At 33.9% G+C, this 20,110-nt stretch carries 17 protein-coding genes; 7 read left to right on the top strand and 10 right to left on the bottom strand.

Features of this window, described 5'->3' with window-relative positions; translation table 11 throughout:
* Position 1: 1 nt before the first annotated feature.
* From RM539_RS07680 to RM539_RS07710, 7 genes are all read left to right on the top strand, one after another.
* On the top strand, positions 2–2,560 hold the full coding sequence (locus tag RM539_RS07680) for a DEAD/DEAH box helicase family protein (RefSeq protein ID WP_311502803.1): 2,559 nt from the start codon (positions 2–4) through the stop codon (positions 2,558–2,560).
* 10 nt (positions 2,561–2,570) lie between these two features.
* Positions 2,571–3,305 (top strand): hypothetical protein, encoded by a 735-nt coding sequence (locus tag RM539_RS07685; RefSeq protein WP_311502804.1) that lies wholly within the window; start codon positions 2,571–2,573, stop codon positions 3,303–3,305.
* A gap of 120 nt (positions 3,306–3,425) precedes the next feature.
* Positions 3,426–4,628, top strand: a complete 1,203-nt coding sequence (locus RM539_RS07690; protein ID WP_311502805.1) for a pentapeptide repeat-containing protein — start codon at positions 3,426–3,428, stop codon at positions 4,626–4,628.
* A 2-nt stretch (positions 4,629–4,630) separates the two neighbouring features.
* Positions 4,631–5,134 (top strand): hypothetical protein, encoded by a 504-nt coding sequence (locus tag RM539_RS07695; protein WP_311502806.1) that lies wholly within the window; start codon positions 4,631–4,633, stop codon positions 5,132–5,134.
* A gap of 704 nt (positions 5,135–5,838) precedes the next feature.
* Positions 5,839–7,071, top strand: coding sequence for a site-specific integrase (locus tag RM539_RS07700; protein WP_311502807.1), 1,233 nt, complete (start codon positions 5,839–5,841; stop codon positions 7,069–7,071).
* Complete coding sequence (locus tag RM539_RS07705) at positions 7,064–8,071, top strand: tyrosine-type recombinase/integrase (protein WP_311502808.1); 1,008 nt, start codon at positions 7,064–7,066, stop codon at positions 8,069–8,071. Before RM539_RS07700 ends, RM539_RS07705 begins: the two co-directional genes overlap by 8 nt.
* Positions 8,055–9,086 carry a tyrosine-type recombinase/integrase gene (locus RM539_RS07710; protein ID WP_311502809.1) on the top strand — a complete coding sequence of 344 codons (1,032 nt, stop codon included), beginning with the start codon at positions 8,055–8,057 and terminating at the stop codon, positions 9,084–9,086. The genes RM539_RS07705 and RM539_RS07710 overlap by 17 nt, the downstream gene beginning before the upstream one ends.
* 70 nt (positions 9,087–9,156) lie before the next feature.
* Here RM539_RS07710 and istB read toward each other — a convergent pair whose 3' ends face one another.
* The 10 genes from istB to RM539_RS07760 all read right to left on the bottom strand — a co-directional run bounded on the left by istB (position 9,157) and on the right by RM539_RS07760 (position 20,083).
* Entirely contained in the window at positions 9,157–9,882 is a 726-nt protein-coding gene (istB, locus tag RM539_RS07715; protein WP_311502810.1) for an IS21-like element helper ATPase IstB, read from the bottom strand.
* Positions 9,883–9,905: 23 nt separating this feature from the next.
* Positions 9,906–11,459 carry an IS21 family transposase gene (gene istA / locus RM539_RS07720; RefSeq protein WP_311502811.1) on the bottom strand — a complete coding sequence of 518 codons (1,554 nt, stop codon included), beginning with the start codon at positions 11,457–11,459 and terminating at the stop codon, positions 9,906–9,908.
* Positions 11,460–11,755: 296 nt separating this feature from the next.
* Positions 11,756–12,388 (bottom strand): HNH endonuclease, encoded by a 633-nt coding sequence (locus tag RM539_RS07725; protein WP_311502812.1) that lies wholly within the window; start codon positions 12,386–12,388, stop codon positions 11,756–11,758.
* A 56-nt stretch (positions 12,389–12,444) separates the two neighbouring features.
* A complete protein-coding gene (locus tag RM539_RS07730; protein WP_311502813.1) occupies positions 12,445–13,209 on the bottom strand; it encodes a Shedu anti-phage system protein SduA domain-containing protein in 765 nt (254 codons plus the stop codon).
* A gap of 14 nt (positions 13,210–13,223) precedes the next feature.
* Positions 13,224–14,153: a DNA adenine methylase gene (locus RM539_RS07735; protein WP_311502814.1), complete on the bottom strand. Its 930-nt coding sequence runs from the start codon at positions 14,151–14,153 to the stop codon at positions 13,224–13,226.
* A 2-nt stretch (positions 14,154–14,155) separates the two neighbouring features.
* The gene (locus RM539_RS07740) at positions 14,156–16,048 is read right to left on the bottom strand and encodes an SNF2-related protein (protein ID WP_311502815.1); all 1,893 of its coding nucleotides are present in this window, start codon (positions 16,046–16,048) and stop codon (positions 14,156–14,158) included.
* Positions 16,049–16,051: 3 nt separating this feature from the next.
* Positions 16,052–17,926 carry a ParB N-terminal domain-containing protein gene (locus tag RM539_RS07745; protein WP_311502816.1) on the bottom strand — a complete coding sequence of 625 codons (1,875 nt, stop codon included), beginning with the start codon at positions 17,924–17,926 and terminating at the stop codon, positions 16,052–16,054.
* A gap of 133 nt (positions 17,927–18,059) precedes the next feature.
* Positions 18,060–18,770 (bottom strand): hypothetical protein, encoded by a 711-nt coding sequence (locus RM539_RS07750; protein ID WP_311502817.1) that lies wholly within the window; start codon positions 18,768–18,770, stop codon positions 18,060–18,062.
* A 35-nt stretch (positions 18,771–18,805) separates the two neighbouring features.
* A complete protein-coding gene (locus RM539_RS07755) occupies positions 18,806–19,159 on the bottom strand; it encodes a transposase (protein ID WP_311502818.1) in 354 nt (117 codons plus the stop codon).
* 294 nt (positions 19,160–19,453) lie between these two features.
* On the bottom strand, positions 19,454–20,083 hold the full coding sequence (locus tag RM539_RS07760; protein ID WP_311502819.1) for an AbiU2 domain-containing protein: 630 nt from the start codon (positions 20,081–20,083) through the stop codon (positions 19,454–19,456).
* Positions 20,084–20,110: the final 27 nt, after the last annotated feature.

Consider the following 20,110-nt stretch of genomic DNA (forward strand, 5'->3'; position numbering starts at 1 on the left):
AATGGAATATTTATACAACACTTTAATCAAAGAATTTGGCAAACGAGAGATTGCCAGAACTAAAGTTCCAGATTCCATTATTGATAACATCTGGGAGAAATATGATCAAAGGCCATATCAATTAGAGGCCTTTAAGCGGTTTTTGCTATGTTACAACGAAGAATTTGAGGGGAAGCCATATAAACCTCTGCATTTAATGTATAACATGGCTACTGGGAGTGGTAAGACCTTAGTAATGGGAGGACTTATTATTTATCTATTTGAGAAAGGTTACCGAAACTTCCTATTCTTCGTAAATACGAAAAATATAATTAGTAAAACTATAGAGAATTTTCTTAATCCTCAAGCCTCTAAATATTTGTTTAGAGATCGTATTGTAATAGACGGTAGGGAAGTTCTAATTAAATCTGTAGACAATTTTGACGAAGCGGATCCTGAAAACATCAATATAAAGTTTACGACGATTCAACAGCTCCATTTAGATTTGAACAATTCAAAGGAGAATAGTATAACTTATGAAGATTTCGAGGATAGAAAAACTGTCTTAATAGCCGATGAAGCCCACCATCTTAGTTCAAATACAAAGAAAAATGGTGAATTATTTGGTGGCTGGGAAGGAACTGTCTTGAAAATATTGAATACAAATATTGATAATTTACTACTTGAGTTTACTGCTACATTAGATTATGAAAGTCGTGAAATTACTGAGAAATATAAAGATAAAGTAATTTTTAAATATGATTTGGCCGAATTCAGGAATGATAAATATTCTAAGGAAATAAATCTTGTCCGGTCATTTTACGGCGAAAATGAGCGAATTCTTCAGGCCCTAATTTTGAATCTTTACCGACAGGAGTTGGCTTCAGATCACAATGTCAATTTGAAACCAGTAATTTTGTTTAAAGCTCGTCGAACAATCAAAGAATCAGAAGAAAATAAGCAGAATTTTCACCTATTAATTGAAAATTTATCATCAGAGATAATCGAAAATGTAAAACAAAGTTCTACAGTTCCTATTGTTCAAAAGGCATTCTCTTACTTTAAAAGTAAAGGATTGTCCAGTTCCGAATTATTAAATAGGATTCAAATCAACTTCAAAGAGACAAATTGTATTAGTGCGAATAATGATGCAGAAGCTGAAAAAAACCAAATTCTTTTAAATACACTAGAAGATGAAAACAATCCTATAAGGGCAATTTTTGCTGTTCAAAAGCTTAATGAAGGTTGGGATGTATTAAACCTTTTCGATATAGTTCGGTTGTACGAAGGCCGAGATGGTAAATCGGGGAAACCTGGTAAGACCACAATTTCAGAAGCCCAGTTAATAGGTCGTGGGGCTAGATATTTTCCTTTCTCAGTTGAGCAAGGCCAAGAAAAGTACAAACGTAAATATGATGACGACTTAACTCACGATCTTCGAATACTTGAAGAGCTATTTTATCATACAAAAGAGGATAGTCGATATATTTCAGAATTGAAAAAAGCTTTAGTAGAAACAGGGATTTACGAGGATGAGGATAATTTAGAAACAAAACAATTGTTTTTAAAAAAGGATTTTAAGAGAACTGACTTTTATAAAAAAGGTCAGGTTTTTTTCAATAAAAGAATTGAAAAGGGACGAGCGAATGTCGACAGTTTTTCGGAATTGGGAGTATCAAAGAAAAATTTCATTCACACTATCTCCTCTGGTTTGGGTAAAATCACTGGCGTTTTTAATAATAATGAAGAGGATGAAGAAGAAACTTCGATAGTTTCAAAAGATTTTCCACTTAGGAAAATGCCCACTCATATTATACGTTATGCACTTACAAAAAATCCTTTCTTTTTCTTTCATAATATTTCCAAGCTTTTTCCCTCAATATCTAGTTATTCCTATCTAATTAGCAACAATAAATTTTTAGGAGGGTTGGAAATTACTGTTTTAGGTACAGAAAAGAGGATTAATAATCTTACTAACGAGGACCTTTTGGAAGCCCTTGAGAGGCTTCTACAAGCCTTAGAGGATGAGATTAAATCTAATTTGATTAAATACCAAGGATCTAATTTCATTTCGGATTATGTTCATAATATTTTTAAAGACAAGGAAATAAAAGTGGCTAAAAATAGTGAACGTTATGAGGGTCAAGAAGAATTAGTAGCTGAAAAACGGTGGTACGCTTATAATGCGAATTATGGAACAATAGAAGAAAAGAACTTCGTTTCGATGTTTGCGCGAAGGTTTGAACATTTGGAAAAAAAATATGAAGACATATATCTGGTACGAAACGAAAGAGAAGTTAAGATATATGATTATAAGGGAAGAGCTTTCGAACCTGATTTCCTATTATTCTGTAGAGAAAAGGATGATAAATCTCTAGTATATCAAGTTTTTATTGAGCCGAAAGGAGGTCATTTAATTGCGAATGATAAGTGGAAGGAAGAATTCTTGATGACACTCCGTAAAGATAAAGACATTTTAGAGATCCATTCAGATAAATATGCTATTACTGGAGTGCCCTTTTACAATAACAGTAATGAAAATGATTTTAAGGAATCCCTAAATAAAGTACTGAATCTCTAATCCCTAAATTATGACACTAAATTCAAGAAAACATTATATAGACTCTGATGAACCACAAGGGACCAAGGGCCATTCTTTGAAAAAAGCTAATGATTTTGTTTTGTCAATTCGAGATGAAATAGCTCCGCTTTTGGAAGAATGTATTATCTATGAATCAAAGAAAAGATTGGGGAAAGCTCCAAGTGTTGAATTACCCAACGGTAAATTGGCCATAGCTCCTGATATACGTTGTGTAACTAAGGCTGGGAATGTTTTTTGGTTTGAGATAAAAGATAAAGCTCAACGATTTTATTATCCTGATACCGGTGCTGACATCTTTCAGGTTTATGGGTGGTATAAGATAAACAAAGAATTTCAAGAGCCTGTTTTTGTATTATTCCAAGATCCTGATTTTGAGAGTTGTCTTCCTAAAAATCCTCCTTACGCGAAATTAGAATCTTTTAAAGCAAGGTGGGAAAGATCTGAAGGAAAACCTTATGGTAACTGGTTAAGTAATTTGCTCGTCCTGAAAAAAAAATATCCCAGGGTTTTTAGTGAAAGATCTAGGAATTTAGAGATGTATATCATGTACTTCTTAGTTGAAAAAATGGAAAAAGTAACCAGTTATCAAGATCTTATTTATGAGGTTGATAACAAGAAAATATCGAATGTTCATGATGAATTAGAAGCGTACCTTCATCCTGGGAATACTTTACTTAAGGAAAGTGATATTCGATTTTTGATAAAAAGATTATTTAATCGATAAACATTGGCTAACTAATACTGGAGGGACACTATTTAATAATTAGTAAGGGTTTTACATCCATGACCGTTATAAAAGGTCGAAATAATGTAAGTCAAATTTGAGGATTAAATAATTAGCAATATGAGATCAGTAATAACTGAGGAAGATTTTAAAGCTAACTTTCAGCTGGCTGTTTTGTTAACCGAAGCAAAAGTTTTAATAGAAAATAAAATCTTTAATTTTAACGTAGTTATCCCTGGAGATACATTGCCAATTCATTTTAAGGACTGTGAGTTTAATGAAACTATTTCTTTCTCCCCTGCTATTATCAGTAAAGACGTTAATCGGCTTGAAGATATAGAGTTATATGAAAAAAGTGAAGATAATTTTTTCGATATAGAAGAAGATGTGGAAATCAGAAATGAAATAAGGTTCAGTGATAACTGTGAATTTAAAAAAGAAATCAATTTAGAGGAAGTTACATTTAATGCAAAATTCTTAATTCATGATAGTAAGGTAGAGTTGATTAAATTCAATAATACCAAATTCCAAAGCTTAGCAGATTTTTGGAAAACTACTTTTAAAAATAGAGTCATATTTTATAAATCAGATTTTAATGCAACCGCGGTGTTTAGTATGGCAACTTTTGAGGAAAATGCTTTATTTACATATTCTTTACTGGGTGGAAAATCGATTTTCTCTAGAACCCAATTTAAAAAGGGGGTTGATTTATCACAAGCTATTATTTCAGGACAATTGAAATTTTTTGATTTGAAAATAAACTATTCTGATTTTAAAAGCCGATATTTTCATAAGGATAACAAGGGTTATCAAAACGCTATTGATAATCAAGGAGACATTCCATTAGTGAACAAACAAGAAACTTTCCGGTTACTGAAGCATTACTCGAGCATAAACGGTGATGGTATTTCTGGAAGCCGATTTAAAGTATTGGAATATCGGTCTTTTCATAAATTGATTTGGATTCAAAGTTTTTGCCATGGACATCGATTGGTTAGCAATCTAGCAAATATTCCAATGATGTTTTTAAATCGAATTTCTAATAATTATGGTAGTAATTTTTGGTTAGCATCAATTTTTACTGTCGGTTTCGCGGGTTTATTTCTAAACGGTATGCTTTTTAATATTGGAGGGTTTGATTACACTTGGAATTACGAAAATTGGCAATGGAAGAGGTTGGCTATTATTCTCAACCCCCTTCATAAAGTAAATGAATTGAAATTGGGTGATAGTCAAGAATTATATATTCTTGATTTTATAAGTAGGATAGCCGTTGGATACGGTATTTATCAGACAGTGCAAGCCTTTAGGAAATATAAATAGAAATGGATGAAAAAAGGAGAAAATTCAGCAGGGAATATCTAAAAGCTAGAAAAAAATTTAGGGATTATGCAGATCAAGATTCAGTCTTGCAGGGAAATGATAATATTATAGGTAGAATTGGTGAAGCTATAGCGCATTCATTTTTAGAACAACAGGGTAGAATTCCTGAAGTTATTTTGAATCAAACAGAACCTGGATATGACATCATTTGTCATGATAATGGAGATAAAGTTTCGGTAAAGTTGATAACGTTTGAGAATGAACGGGGTAGTACCTCTAAAATTAAAAAGCCATTTGATATTTTCATTGGAATTGAGTTATCTAATGACTTCAATGTTTTGAGGTTGGCTTACATCACCAGGAAACAGTTCGAATTTGGTTTACTAAAAATGTCAAGAGTGCCGGAGCCTAACTTTAGTAGAAATATGTTTAATATTAATAATTTATTCCCTCGTTTTGGTAAAGTATTTTGCCAGGATGAATTAAAGGATATGAAACTTCTTTGAAATAGGGAATACGTAAATGATTTTGCTGTTTGTCCGAGACAACTAGAACTGGTAAGGTAGCTTTTATTTCATGAAAGTTAGTTAGTCATCAGTAAATTTTAATTGTAAGCTACCCTAATGCTTGATTGTCCAAAAATATCAATAGCGGTACATTCAGTCCAAAAAACTTAAAGTGCTCGGACGGATACAAGCCTGAAACATTCCTGTCTGGTAATACCGGGTCCAGGTGATCAAAATTTGCTATTTTCAATAGCTGCTGAACCATTACTACGCCCAATGATCATGGCTAATTCTTTTATCGGTGCATAAGTAGCATTATTTTTTTAATAAGAATTTACGGTATCTATAAAAGGCTATAAAATATTTAGCTCTAGACCAGTTATTTTTAGGTTTTTTTCTGGATGGCTATTTCGGAGTGATGGTGCCACCTGTTTCGGTCAAACAGTGCCACTTTGAAAGATACTGCAATTATATAAAAAATTAATGTTACTCGTTCTTTAAAGCTCCTTTTCTTAGTGATTCTCCTTTGTTATGTATAGCTTTCCATAACAAAGGTTATGACAACAATATGGTTATGACTATTACCATTCTACTATTCTGTGAAACACTCTAAAATTCAGTGATTTACCGGTGAACTACGCATATTAGCTTTCCATAATTTTAATGTGGCATATTACAAAATCAACATTAAAAAAACAGAAATTATGGAAATTCAAAAACTTATTGAACATGCCAACCAACTTTTAAAAGAAAAGAGATATTCAAGTAGTCGCATCGAAACCTATAATTGGTTGTGGAAAAAAGGCATACTTGCGTATATGTTCTCTAAAGATTTGGTTGAGTATAATGAAAATGTCGGCAATGAATTTGCAATGACATGTCATGATGGAGCCAATGTTACATTCCAGCATCGTGACCTTATCAAGGGCATTGATGTGTTAACCAATGTGTTGTTGAATAACAAACTTGGTGGAAGAATGCATCGTCCAATACAATATCCGCTAAGGGGTGAAATTGGAGACGCTGCTAATCAATATCTTGACTTCTTGAAATCTAGACGCATAGACGAGAAGAAAACGCTCCAGCGTTACAAAAAAACAATGAGCAATTTCATTGAATATCTGTTAGGGATAGGAATAGACAATCTCTCAGAAATAACAGAAGAAGCAATAATAAAGTATATTGAAAGTCGCGAACGTCAACAGAAGGAATATATCGATACTACCAGGCGCTTCCTTTCCTTCCTCTTTCACAAAAACCTCATATCGAAGGACTACTCTTATTTGCTGAAATCCATTGGTAAGAGATTCAAGCGTGTGAGAATCCCTTCATTTTACGCTCCAAATGAAGTGCTTAAGGTAGAGCAGTCGATATCTTGTTCAAGTAATGTGGGGAAACGAAACTATGCTATGGTGTTATTATGCTCCCGTACAGGGCTGCGTGTCTCGGATGTTGCTAATCTGAGCTTCAGCAATATAGATTGGGAAAACAATAAAATAAATCTCATACAGTTTAAAACTGGAAATCCCCTGAACGTTCCACTTTTACCAATAGTTGGTAATGCTATTATAGATTATCTACGGTATGCACGACCAAAATCTACGTCTGACAAGGTGTTCTTAAGTTGTCGTGCCCCGTATGAAGAGCTTAATGGGGCATCTGTTCATTTGGCTATCAGTGTTGTTTTTAAATCTTCAAAAATAGAGATTGAGAACAGGCATCACGGGGGGCATGCATTGAGGTTTAGTCTAGCACAGAGAATGTTGGATAAATCCATACCTATCCCAATTATATCAGAAACCCTGGGCCATTCAGAAGTAGATTCCACAAGAAACTATGTGCGGATAGACCTAGTGCATATGCTTAGATGCGTCTTGGACGTCCCAGGATCACAGGATAACTTCTACAAGCAGAAAGGAGGGTTGTTTTATGACTAATCCATTTGATTATCAAGGAGTACTGGCTCCCTATATGAAAGCCCTGATTCGTATAAAAGAATCCTGCGGACAAACTGTAATGGGAACCAAATGGACTTACAAGGAGTTCGATGAGTTTACCATACAATATGGCTTATCGAAACCAATCATTACGAAAGAGCTGATAGGTACTTGGGCAAAGTCGAGAGTAAATGATTGTAGCAGGACTTTCTATGGAAAATGTTCCAGACTATCACAACTTGCTAAATACATGAACGAGCATGGGATTAAATCATATATAATGCCCTTGCCGAAATGTACGAATGATCGAGGTTTCTTACCTTATATCTTCTCAGAAGAACAGATGCAGTCCATATTCCAGGAGGCTGACGGACTCCAGCGTCAAAGTCATCGAAAAGATGACCCTATTATATCAGTACCTTGCCTTATTAGGCTTTTATATAGTACGGGTTTAAGAATCACAGAAGCCATTTCATTGAGAAACAATGATGTGGATCTTAATAGAAATATCCTAAAAGTAGGGACATGGGGCAGTACTAAAAATGGAGAAGAACGTTTGGTTCCTATATGCAACACCTTAAAGGAGAATCTTCAGAACTATCTACATTACAGGAGTATGCTTCCAGTAAAGGGTGTTACTGACAACGATCATCCCTTCTTTGTCAAATTAAATGGTGAAGCGCTTTCTTCCGCTAATGCATACCACTGGTTCAAAAAGGTATACCGGCAATGTGGGATTGCATATAAAGGGGAACGCTTTGGACCTCGGATACAAGATCTTAGACACACCATGGCAACACATTCTCTTGCAAAAATGGTGAGAGAAGGTTTAGATATATACGCTGCTCTTCCACTGCTGTCTGCTAATCTTGGGCACAAGTCACTCTCATCCACTGAAGGATATGTAAGGCTAACTTGCAGTGAATACCCTAAGCTACTGGAGCAATGCTCTTCCCTGAATAATTTTATATATCCGGAAAAATATGACAACAACGAATAACTTAGCAAAATATATGACAGGTTTCCTTGGCGTATATCTCCCACACGAACGAAATGTGAGCCCTAATACAATAGCTGCATACCGCGATTCTTTTGTCTCCTTCTTTTCCTACTTGAGGGATGAAAAGCAAATAAAAATTGAAAAAACAGCATTGTTGGACATTAACAGAGATAATGTGATTGAATATCTCCGATGGCTGATCGAAAAGCAAGGAAACAGCATTGCCACCCGAAATAGTAGGTTAGCAGCTATCCATTCCTTTGTATCATATCTTCAGTATGAAACCATAGAACATCTTGAACAGTGGCAAAAAATAATGGCAATCAAGAACTTAAAAAAAGAACATCAAACTCCAGCATACTTCACAAAAGAAGGAATAAAACTACTAATGGAACAACCTGATAATTCTTGTTATAAGGAGTTAAGACATTTAGCGATACTGGCGTTGATGTATGATACAGGTTGTAGAGTACAGGAACTGGTCGACCTAACGCTAGAGTCATTAAAAATCCAGTGTAAGCCATACTCAGTCCGGGTATATGGAAAAGGGAGAAAAGTGAGAATAGTACCTCTTTCTGACCATGTTGTGGACATACTCAAGAAGTATATGGATAGACACAATATTGATTATGAGTTGAGTATGAAAAAACCTATCTTCTGTAATAGCGCGAGAAATAAACTTACCAGAGCTGGAATAAGCTACATTTTAAAAAAATATGCAGATATGGCTCGTGCATGTAATTCTAATATTATTCCTGAAATAATTAGTTGCCACCAGCTTAGGCACAGCCGAGCTATGCACCTGTTGCAATCTGGAGTAAATTTAATTTGGATAAGAGACTTGCTGGGGCATACTTCTATCCAGACTACAGAGGTTTACGCAAGGGCCGATTCAAAGCAAAAAAGAGAAGCAATAGAACAAGCATCAGAATGTCTGACACCTAATCTGATAACTGGAGAATGGATCGATAACAAGAACCTGATAACTTGGCTGAAAGGATTGGGTAAGGTATAATTTTTATGTAAAGCCTAAATGTAAAGTTGTAACGTAATATGCTATAAATCAACACGCTTTACGTCGGGCTTTACATAACCATATTGTTGTCATAACCTTTGAGGTCGATCCGATGTGAGGAGTTTACGATCCTGTCCAGAATAGCGTCTGCAATAGTTCCTTCCCCAATAATATCATACCAGGCGGATACAGGTATTTGTGAAGATATAATTGTGGAAGCTTTGTTGTACCGGTCATCGATGATATCCATTAGGGTTTCCCTGGCATGATTATCAAAACTCTGCAGGCCAAAGTCATCGAGGATCAGTACATCCGCTTTGATGAGTTTCCCAAGTTCCTTAAGATAAGTGCCATCCACTTTACTAAGTTTTAATTTCTTAAAAAGACGGGCGGTGTTGGTGTAAATGGTTTTGTATTCCATCATACACCCCTGATGTCCTAAAGCTTGGGCCAAGTAACTTTTGCCAACCCCGGACGCCCCGGTAAGGATAATATTTTCCTTTCTGGTTATAAAATCCAGTGTCCCCAGGCGGGTAAACATGTTCTTGTCCAGGTTGCGTTGCTGAGTGTAATTTACATCGGCCAGATTCGCCTCTTGTTTAAAGCCGGCCTGTTTTAAGAGCCGCTCTATCTTCCGGTTCTGCCGGTCTTCCCATTGGTGATCGATCAGCAGAGCGAGGTATTCATCAGCAGTGATATTCTCTATGCGGTTGTCCTTTATGTGCTGCAGGTGCAACTGGGCCATAGCCCCCAGGCGCATTTGTTTAAGTTTTTCAATAGTCTGATTGTTGTTCATATTCATTAGATTTAAAAGGTTTATTATTTATATGCAGAAGCACCCCGCAAGTTATCGTGTTCCGGGATGTGTGGTTTATCTTCTTCGAGGTCCTGGTAAAACAGAGAGCTTTTGTCCAGGTTGTTTTTCAGGATATTTTTAATGCGCAGGTAAGTAACCGCGTCTGCCTGCAAAGCTCTTTTACAGGCATCATCCAATCGCTGGGAGCCATAGGATTTATGGAGCTGGATGACCCCCATAGCTCGTTTATATCCTATTTCAGGATAGTCCACCGCGGTGATTATTTGCTCGATACAACCCAGTACGTACTTGCCATGTATGGCCGCTTTCTTTTTAAAAAATTCAGGGCTCCAATCGCTATAGTATTTATGGGTACTACTTAGGTGCTCTTTATTAGTGTTATAACTGCCTTTTGATGGGTTGCGCTGGTGTAGGGCGATTCGCTGATGATAATAATATACTTCTACCACGGAACTCGTATAATGGATAGTGGTTTCTTTTCCTATGTAACGATAGGGTGCGCTGTAATAGCTTTTATCCGGGGAGAAGTATACATAGCCTATTTTCTGAACCTTTGCCCTTCGGTACCCTTTCAGTTCATAGACCGTCTCTGGTAAGGGCTTTAGGTATTCCCGTTCCACGGATTGGAAGAGTTCCCTGCGACTGGCTTCTTTGCGGGAGAACAACAGGTCATTGTACCGCTCCAACAAGCGTTTTATCTCCCGGTTAAGATCTTCCAAAGAGAAGAAGCTCATTTCCCGAAGGGGATAATAGATCCGCTGGTAGGCAAGGTTTACGGCATTCTCCACCAAAGCTTTATCCTGTGGGGCATAGCCCCGGGCAGGATTGATCACACAGTCGTAATGCCGTGCGAAGTCTTTAAAACTCCTGTTGATGTCAGCCTCATACCTGCTGGCGCGGGTAACCGCTGATTTTAGATTGTCGGAGACAATTGCTTTAGGCACGCCTCCATAAAAGTGCAGAGCATTACAGCAACAGGTAATCAGGTCCTCTCGTTTCTGGCTCCTGCAGGCTTCCACGTAGGTGTACTGGCTGTTGGGAAGGATGGCTACAAATACTTCTACCGGGACCAGTTCCCCGGTTTCCTTATCAATAATTTGGAGCTTTTTGCCAGCATAATCAATAAAGACTTCATTCCCAGGATCGTGTTCAAGTTTCATCGAACCTTTAACCTTGGTATATTTGCGCCGGTAGTGTTCCATAAACTGGGTATAACCATAAGGATCTTTAGCCTGCGCTACATATTCCTGATAATGGTATAAAAAAGTAAACCCTGGATGATTCCGGGCCTTGTTGACCCCCTCAAAATATAACATCAGTTCCTCATAACGAGGGTTGTCAATAGTAGTGTGTGAAGGAAAAAGCTTTTCTAAGCCAGCATTATCAAGGGCCAATAATTCTTTAAGGGAAGAACCGCTGGCCTTGAACAGCCGCATATAAGTATTTACCGTATTGCGGGAGATCCCAAGGGTGGCACCTATTTTACGGTTGCTAAATCCATCGAGATGTAAGGAAATAATTTGTTTTAAGTCCATTGGATCAAGTGTATTGGCCATATCGCTTGTTTTTAAGCGACAAGGTATTATTTACTTGATCTTTCAAAGTGGCACAAAACGAACCGATATAGGCTTAACTTAAAACCAAAAGTGGCACAATTTGAACCGAAATGCCTGGCACTAGCCGACCGAAATCACTGGCACAAATCGATCCGAGATATCCACTGGAAAAATAATACTAAAGTTTTAAAACATTTCAGCGTTTGATTTATTCATTAAAAATTAATTTAGACCATTATATTGCTAAATACAGTCTTGAAGCAACCCAGATTAAAAGAAAATAGAGATTAAAATATTTAAAACTCTTCAACTAAACTGTTGTGGTATTGAAGACTTTCTTTTGATAAAACATGATTGTTCAAAACAAATTGGGAAGGGTTTAAGTGAATTGCTCTTAAATCCAGCTGCACGTGATGATTAGGACATACGGAAATCATGTTATTAAGTGTATCCTTTCCCTTATGAGGATTACCTAATGGTATAATGTGATGCACTTCGGAATAAAACTTACCCGACTTTATCGGAACTTTTGTGCCACATAGTTGACAGCTATCACTATACATCTTTTTTAAAGTACTTACTAATTTCCCCTTTCTTTGAATAACCTGAATCTCTCGTAGCACCCTAACCGTTTCTTCATCATCTTTTTTATGATCATTCAAAAAATTGGTAAGATTATCTCCGTAAATTAAAAGTCGCTCATAATTTGTGAAATTTCTGTATGTTGGTAAATTGTTGATCCCACCTACCACATGTAGATCTTTTTTGATTTGTAATAATGGATTATTTAGATATTCATTCTCCTCATTAAAAATCACATAACCATTTTCATCGAATAATGCCCCTGGAAATTTTTGAACGTTGTGGTACCATTTGCCGTCCTGCCGGTATAAAGCTTGCGAAACCTCAAGCTTTAGTATTTTTTGCAATAAATTCCCGTTCAATTTCAAAACTATTCCGTTTGTATGAATTTAGTGAAAATTATTTATTCATTATGATAGATATTAGAATATCCTTTATTATATCTTCTGTTATCCAAAATTTGCTTTGTATGCAAACTATAAAAATGAAAAGTTGATAACTTTTTGCTATTACAAATTTTTTTCCATTCTGAATCGGACATGGCTTGATAAAAGGGATTAGCCAATTCTGATTCGAGAAATTGGTCTCCACTTTCGAGCCAAGATCTTGGATAAAAAGTTCTTGTCTTAAATTTATCGGTTAAATAATCGAAGGATCTAATTTCTGCGCCTATTTCTTTTCCAATTTGATTTCTTTTTTCAATTTCATAAGGATTACTAGACCTTCTTCCAATAATTATTTTAAAATTCAAATAGCTTTCTGAAATCACCCTTGTAGAAGTGGTAGGGAGGTACTTATGAAACCATGCCTTATTCTCTATTAGCCAGCGTTTCCAATCCCTAATTTGTTGGCCAGCCCTATTTAAATCCGAAGATATCAAACCCTTTTTTGTAAATAATTTAGAGTTTGGCCGTTTAATTTCGATTAATTCAAACTGATTGCCATTACTAAATCCATCTGTTAAAGTAACGAAATCAGTTTCTAGTTCACTTCCTAATTTAAGTTTGGAAATTACAAGATGACAATTTTCATTTCCCAGAAAAAGACCTGCATTCTTTGAAAGAAAATTTTGATAATAATTTTCAGTATGATTTGCGTCAAGTAAGGTTTGCCATTTATTTATAAAGTCTTTTTTAAATCGATGGTCTAGAATATTATGCCAATTCATTATTTCAGAATTAATTATTTTCTAATTGGATTGCATTTGCCTTGTTTAATTTCTTTTTCAGTAAGTTTTATTGGAACTTCTTTCATTTCAAGTGCACTTACATAGTATTTGTTCATCCAAACAACCTCAAGCCTATCGTGGGAATTCCCTTTAGAATCTTTCGTTACTGTATCAATTGTTTTCTTTTTCCATCCATTTTTTTCATTAAGCAATGAATCATAAAAGTCATTTTCATAACCACTTATAAAAATCATGCACTTTGCTTTATTTGAAAGCTTTAATAATTTTTCATGAAAATCTATATCATTGGCATCCATATTATATCCGTTGGTTCTTTTTCCAAGATATGGAGGATCTAAATACACTAAGGTCGCAGGCCTATTTATATATTTCTGAAGAATTTTAAGTGCATCTTTGTTTTCGATTCTAACTTTTTTTAACCTAGAAACAACCAGTCTTAATCTTTCCGGTAAATTATTCCATCTGTTTACCCTAGCGTCATGACCATTTCTTGAATAAGAATCTGAATATGAAAAACCTCCTCTAGCTGAACCAAATAAGCCATTAATAGCCATCATTGATTGAACTAAAAAACGTCGTGCTCTTTCTAAATCCGATAATCCTTCTTTGGGAATTCTTGCTTCTATTAATTCTTGTTGAGCGTAAGGAGTTAAACTTATTTCATCACATAAAGCTTCGTGGTTATTTCGTAATTGACTAAACAGGTTTACAATTTCATTATCTATGTCATTAATTACTTCAATAGGAGCAGGATCTTTTCTTAAAGTTAGAGCAGCAGAACCACAAAAAGCTTCGACCCAACAATTATGAGGAGGTAGATTGGAGCATAACTGTAGAGCTATTTTATTTTTAGAACCAAAATAACCAAATGGAGCATTTACTTTCTTTGTTTTTTTTGATTTCATTATTAATACTTCTTCCATAATTATTTTTTAAATAGACGTTTATATGCATCTATATCGTCTTCAATATTATCTTCAAAAAGATCTAAATCGTAAATTGAATAATCTTGTTCTATTATATCATACATTTTCTGTGCTTTAACTTCAAGATTTTGTTTTATATCCTGATCAATTGAGTTTTCATACTGTAAAAAATAATAATTAGCTTCCGTGGTTTCAGATCCCCCCACACGATGAATTCTATCTAAAGATTGCAAATATTGGGCACTATTATATGACAAATCATAATATATTGCATTGTAACAAGTTTTATGCAAGGAAATTGATTCTGCACAAGCTGCTGGATTAGCAATTAAAATATCCAAGCCGCTATTTAAATCCAAAAATTCATCTCTTATATCCTCTCTTGTCTTTTCCTCATTTATCAAATCCATATCATCTTTTCTAACTGGAGTTTTTCCATAAATAATTTCAGAACGCATTGCTTTGGAATTAAAATGCCTACAAATTAATTTCAACGTACCAACAAAATTAGACCAGATCAAAACCTTCTTACCCTCTCTTCTTAATTTTAAAACTAATTTACTCAGTGATTCGAGTTTGCCTGAAATTTCTATTTTATCGTAATTTTGAATTTTATACTGTAAATCTGAGTCATCGATGAATTTTTCAGCATAATCATCGATTGCAGTAAGAAGTAATTTTGGATAAGATACTGACTGTCTTAAACGCATCATTCTGCCTTTCCATAGTTTATTTAATATATTTTCATTTCTAAAATAATCTTCTTTGTCTAGCTCAAAAATTTTTGCTTTAACAGAATCATATATGCTCTTTTCAATTGGTTTTAGAATAACATTAATTGGTTCGTGGAATACTGCTGGGACTAGTCCTAAATCTTTTTTCCTTACTCGATAAAACAGAGGTCCTATTTTTTCATTTAGTAGTTTCTTTACTTCTTCATTTTTTTTATCCTTTTCCCAAATATTTATTTGAATTTTGTCATTTTGAGTTAAAGGTGAATTTTCTTCCCATAAAAAATCAAATAGATTAAAAATATCCATATAACTTTTAGGCATTGGAGTCCCTGTTAGTACACCTCGATAAGTAGAATACTTTCCAATTTCTAAAATTGAATTTGCCCAAGAACCCTCAACTTGTTTCATATAATGGGCTTCGTCAATAATTAAAAAAACATTAATATCTATTTGTGAAAAGAATTTTACAATATCATTGACATCATTTAATACTGTATGAAATGTACTTAAATAAAGTTCATGAATATTTTGGCTTGATCTGTAATATTCACTTTTACGAAAAGATTTGTTCCCTCCAGATAATATAACAGCTTTGGGTTTCCTTCCCAAAGTTTCATGAAATTCATTTTTCCAAGGTTGAAAACTAGATGGTGGACCTACCACAAAGAGTAAATTACATTTACCTTCTAATTTCAATTTTTCATACACAGATAACAAGGTTGTTGTTTTACCGCTTCCCGGAACAGAAAAATTTGCTCCATTTTTTAACGTATAAAAGTGATAAGCTGATTTTAGTTGATGTAATTTTAGTTTTCTTGGTAATGTGTTTGTGAAATTTTTAAAGTGTTCAAAATCTGAATCTAAAATGGCTTCCTCTTTTATTCTTTTTGCACTAGAAAAAGCTCTATTTAATTCTTTCTTATTATTTATAGATTTCCTGATTATGTCATCAGTAGTTTTGGACAAATCAAATACAATGTTTTCCTCCTCTAAATAATTGATGATTTTCAATAGTTCACCTTCAACATTTTGCGTTTGTTTTATAATAAAGTTTTGATTTTTTATAAACCCATAAAACTCTAATTGAGAGATTTGATACTTTTTTAAATCTTCAATGTTAAATAAGCTTATTTGGTTATTTTCAACAACTATTCTCAAACTTTATTTCTTTTTACTTAGCTTTTTCATTTTATATCTTGCATCATCAATTGCCTTATGAATTTTTTCAGCCTCCTCAATAATGTTTTTGGTTAAATCTAAAGCTTTACCATAATAATCTATTCCCATATTTTCTATTTTAAGATTATCATGTTGAAGCTTTTTTAAGGCGTCCTCTAATAATTCCAATGGCTTATCTCTTTGTTCTTGGTTAGAAAGGTGACCATATGCTTTAATAAGATTGCCTAAAATTTTCTCCCTATTATTTGCACCCCATTTTTCATCAATTTCTCTTTCACTTAATTTATTACCACTTTTATCATATTTTAATTCTTCAGGAATATCTTCAGGAACATCTGCAATTTCTAGGATTAACTTTTTTGCTTCATCATTTGCTAAATATTTCGGTACTTTTCTAACGAACTCATGAACTTTACCTAAATCTGTTCCTTTTACGCTTAAACTTCTTTTTCTAATAATTTTAAAAACTGCATTTTCAATTCTTCCTTTCTCATTTTCCTTTATTTTTAGTTGAGTTGTTTTCCTCTCATTTTCTAAAGTTCCAGTTTTAAAATTGCTGTAGTCTATAAATGCCTGCCATCTACCTTCTCTATCTTTAGCATTTTCGGAAATGGTATTATACATCCCATCTCTTTCAAAAGTATTTAAATATTTATCTACACACTCTAGCGGCTTTATAAAGTCTTTTTCAAATTTTTTTACCTGCTTTTTAAAATCTCGGTCTGATAGTTCGTGGTAATTAGGATCATCTCTTAATTGAGCTGCGAGAGTAAAACCATTTTCAATATTTCTTTTAAATTTAATAGCTCTATTTAAACCTTGATATTCTGATTTACCTTCACTTTGTAACTGATATCGGTTTTCTATTCTTTGAATCTCTAACTCTGTTACTTCTTCAGGTAAAATGATAACCCTCATCATTTCATATTGAGAATTTTGATTTTTGGAATTATAGAGTTCTTCCAAAGCCATCTTTCTTCTATTTCCATTAATCAAAAAACCATCACAGGTAATAATAGCGGGACGTTGCTGTCCTTTTTGAGACAATGATCGTTTTAATTCTTCATTTTTTTCCTTATCATTATTAAGTAAAAATTCACGAAGTTTTTCTTGAGTAGAATCATCCTCTTCATTTAAAACGACGTTGTTTTCCTTTTCATAACTTTCAACATCTGCAATGATTCTCCCATTATTTTTTCTAAATCGTAAATACTTTGTAGGTATAGACTTAACATCCCTTGGAAATCTCTCCTTAAGCTCATTCCTAAAATCAATAACATCGCTAGAAGGGGCTGTCGCATCTTGGTTAATGCCATCTATTATTGTTTTAAATTTTTGAATGATGGGTCTAGCACCATCTACATTAGGTGATCCAATTTTGGGGCTGTTATTGTATACATTTTGAACCCCGATTTGATTTTTGATATTTTGTTTACTTGCTTGATTATTAAATTGGGAGCCTTGTCCTGTATTATTATTCTTCTGTTGCATAAAGTTTTGGATTGATTTGTTTATCACATCATCAGTAGCGATATAGGGCTGATTTACAAAGTGATTCTCGTGTTCCAGTTTATATTTGATTAATATAGGTGTGGGATATTTTTGAGTATTATTGGTTTTTTTGTGGTGGTTACTGCACATTAAAATCAAATTTTCAAAACTTCTGCGATATTCATCATTAGAATCTATATTATATCTTTCCCCTCCAATTTCTGCTGCTTCAATATGACAAACTTCCCCAATGACAGTGCCTAATTCATCAACAATATGTTCTTTACAAGATGGATAAGCACACTGGTTTCCTGATAAAGCGAATAACCTCTTTATTACTGATTCTTTTGGTTTTAAACGTGCCATTCAGATTCTTTTTAATTGATGGTAGTTAATAATTATTAATTAGGATGAAGGACAATTTCCTAGGTATTACAAATTTTACGCATTAAATATTAACTTTCTTGATTTATAAAATTAGACTTTTTTGCCAAACCCGCTATTTGCTAAAGCGATGTTGGCAAATCGTTTTTAGTCCCACTAATGAATTTATTGTTGGTTCCATTTCGTAATTTTCTTTAAAAACCACAAATATGCGATGCTGATTTTGTACACTTGCTAAATAGTAGCGGTTAGCCAGATAACTTCTCAAGTCAGCCAACCACTTCTCTTTTGTGTAATTAATTAAAAGAATAACGCTATTCTGATAATTGTACTTTTCTGCATAAATGTTTATGTGGAAGATATCTTTAAATATTTCAACTTTTGATGGATTAGGGTTTGTCTTGGCTTCGACAATTAGTTTTTGAAATTTCTCATTAGAATTATTTTGACTCTTATGAATTAGAAAATCAGGAATAGTAGTGAAATATTGAGACATTACTTCTGAGCTTGAGTTTTTCTTATATTCCTTTTTACTTAATCTCTCAAATGTTTCTTTAATTGTGATATCTGGAACTCTGTAATACATAAATTTTTTTGGAATTTCAAAGTCCCTTTGAGTTCCTTTATAAATTTCGTCGGCATCCGTTACAAATATCTTGGAATATTGAACCGCGAATTCCATCATAAATCTTCGTTCATAACTTTTTAGTTCTTCGTCAGAATCGAATTCGAGAATTCCATTTTTGAAAGCTACATTTTGCATCTGGTAATATTTTCTGTCAATATTATCAAGCGCAGTAATTAAGTCAGATAATGGTGTGTTCATTCTATTTTTAAAAATGCTTGCAAACGGCAGTCTGTCTAAGAACCTCTTAGTTTCTGCCAATTATGGACTAAAATAAGGTTTTTTACTGAAGGTTTTAAAATGATCGCTAATATGTATTCTGCTAAATCAAAATGCTTCTTAGTCCTTAAAATCGATTTATGGCTGCGTAACCAGGTTGTAAAATAGCTATGAATAGTCTTCAGGAGTATATCCCGGGCTTTTTTACAAAATAGGTTCAATATGCGTTTGAGATTATAGGCAATAAAGATGAAGCCAACATCTGCAGAAGCACGTTTTTTGCCTTGTGTGGAAAGGATATGGTCAAAGCCCCATTGCCTTTTCATAGTCCCAAAGGGGTGTTCCACGATGGCCTTCCTTTGCCGATACAATTCAGGATGGCCTCCATATTACTTCGGTTTTCTTCATAAATAGCGGTAAATATATTCCTGGCAAGGATCCTCCCGTTTATGGCCGTGGTACAGAATTCCCGCACCGAGCATCCCTTGCAGGCTTTTGTTTTATATTGTTTGAATTTTGACTCATTGGATTTTCCCCTGTGGTTGGTGTAATAGTTCCCATTGGTTTTTAGTAAATGTATGCTTAGACCTGGTTTGTTGATGAAATTAATTATTTTCTTACTAAAGCTGCCGTTTATTTGCGATGAGTCGTTGTTTTAAGCAGTACTATTTCGTAAGATTGTTAAAAAGTTTAGTCTCTTCATCTTTTTCTATAGAATCCATTCTGCATAACTTGTTTATTATATCTTTAAGACTAATAGCTGGTGATGATATCACATCAAATTGCAAGGAAGTTTTATAATGAAATCTATATAGTTCTTTGATGAAATCTCTAGCAATTTCTAAAAGTTCTTCAGTTTGATTATGATTAACTAAGTTTCTTATTCCTTCGTTGTCTCTATCTTCGTGTGCATATACCTTGTTTCTTTGATCAATAAGATTTTCAATCAAATGTTGATTAGATTCAATTCGGGTTGAAATATCCTTCAAGAATTCTTCATCTACCTTCAGTAATCTAAAGTGCCCGTTAGGTTTAAGTTTTGATATGAATTTTGGAATGTTGAATTTATCATTTAGGTTCTCATTAAAAAGTTTTGATAGTTCTATTACAGTATTCCTCCAAAAGTATATTTTGCAGTAATAGAAAAATGGATTCATATTTTTCAAATAACTTTCATAATCAGAAGTATCAATTTTCTTATGAAGTTCTTTATTTATCAAAAAGGTTTCTTGCGCAGAAAAGTAAATATTTATTATTCTTTTTAAAGATTCTTCAAATTCTTTCTTTTTACCCATAAGTAAAATTTATTTGGATTATATTTT

This window comes from Autumnicola musiva, assembly GCF_031846585.1.
Taxonomy (GTDB): Bacteria; Bacteroidota; Bacteroidia; order Flavobacteriales; family Flavobacteriaceae; genus Autumnicola; species Autumnicola musiva.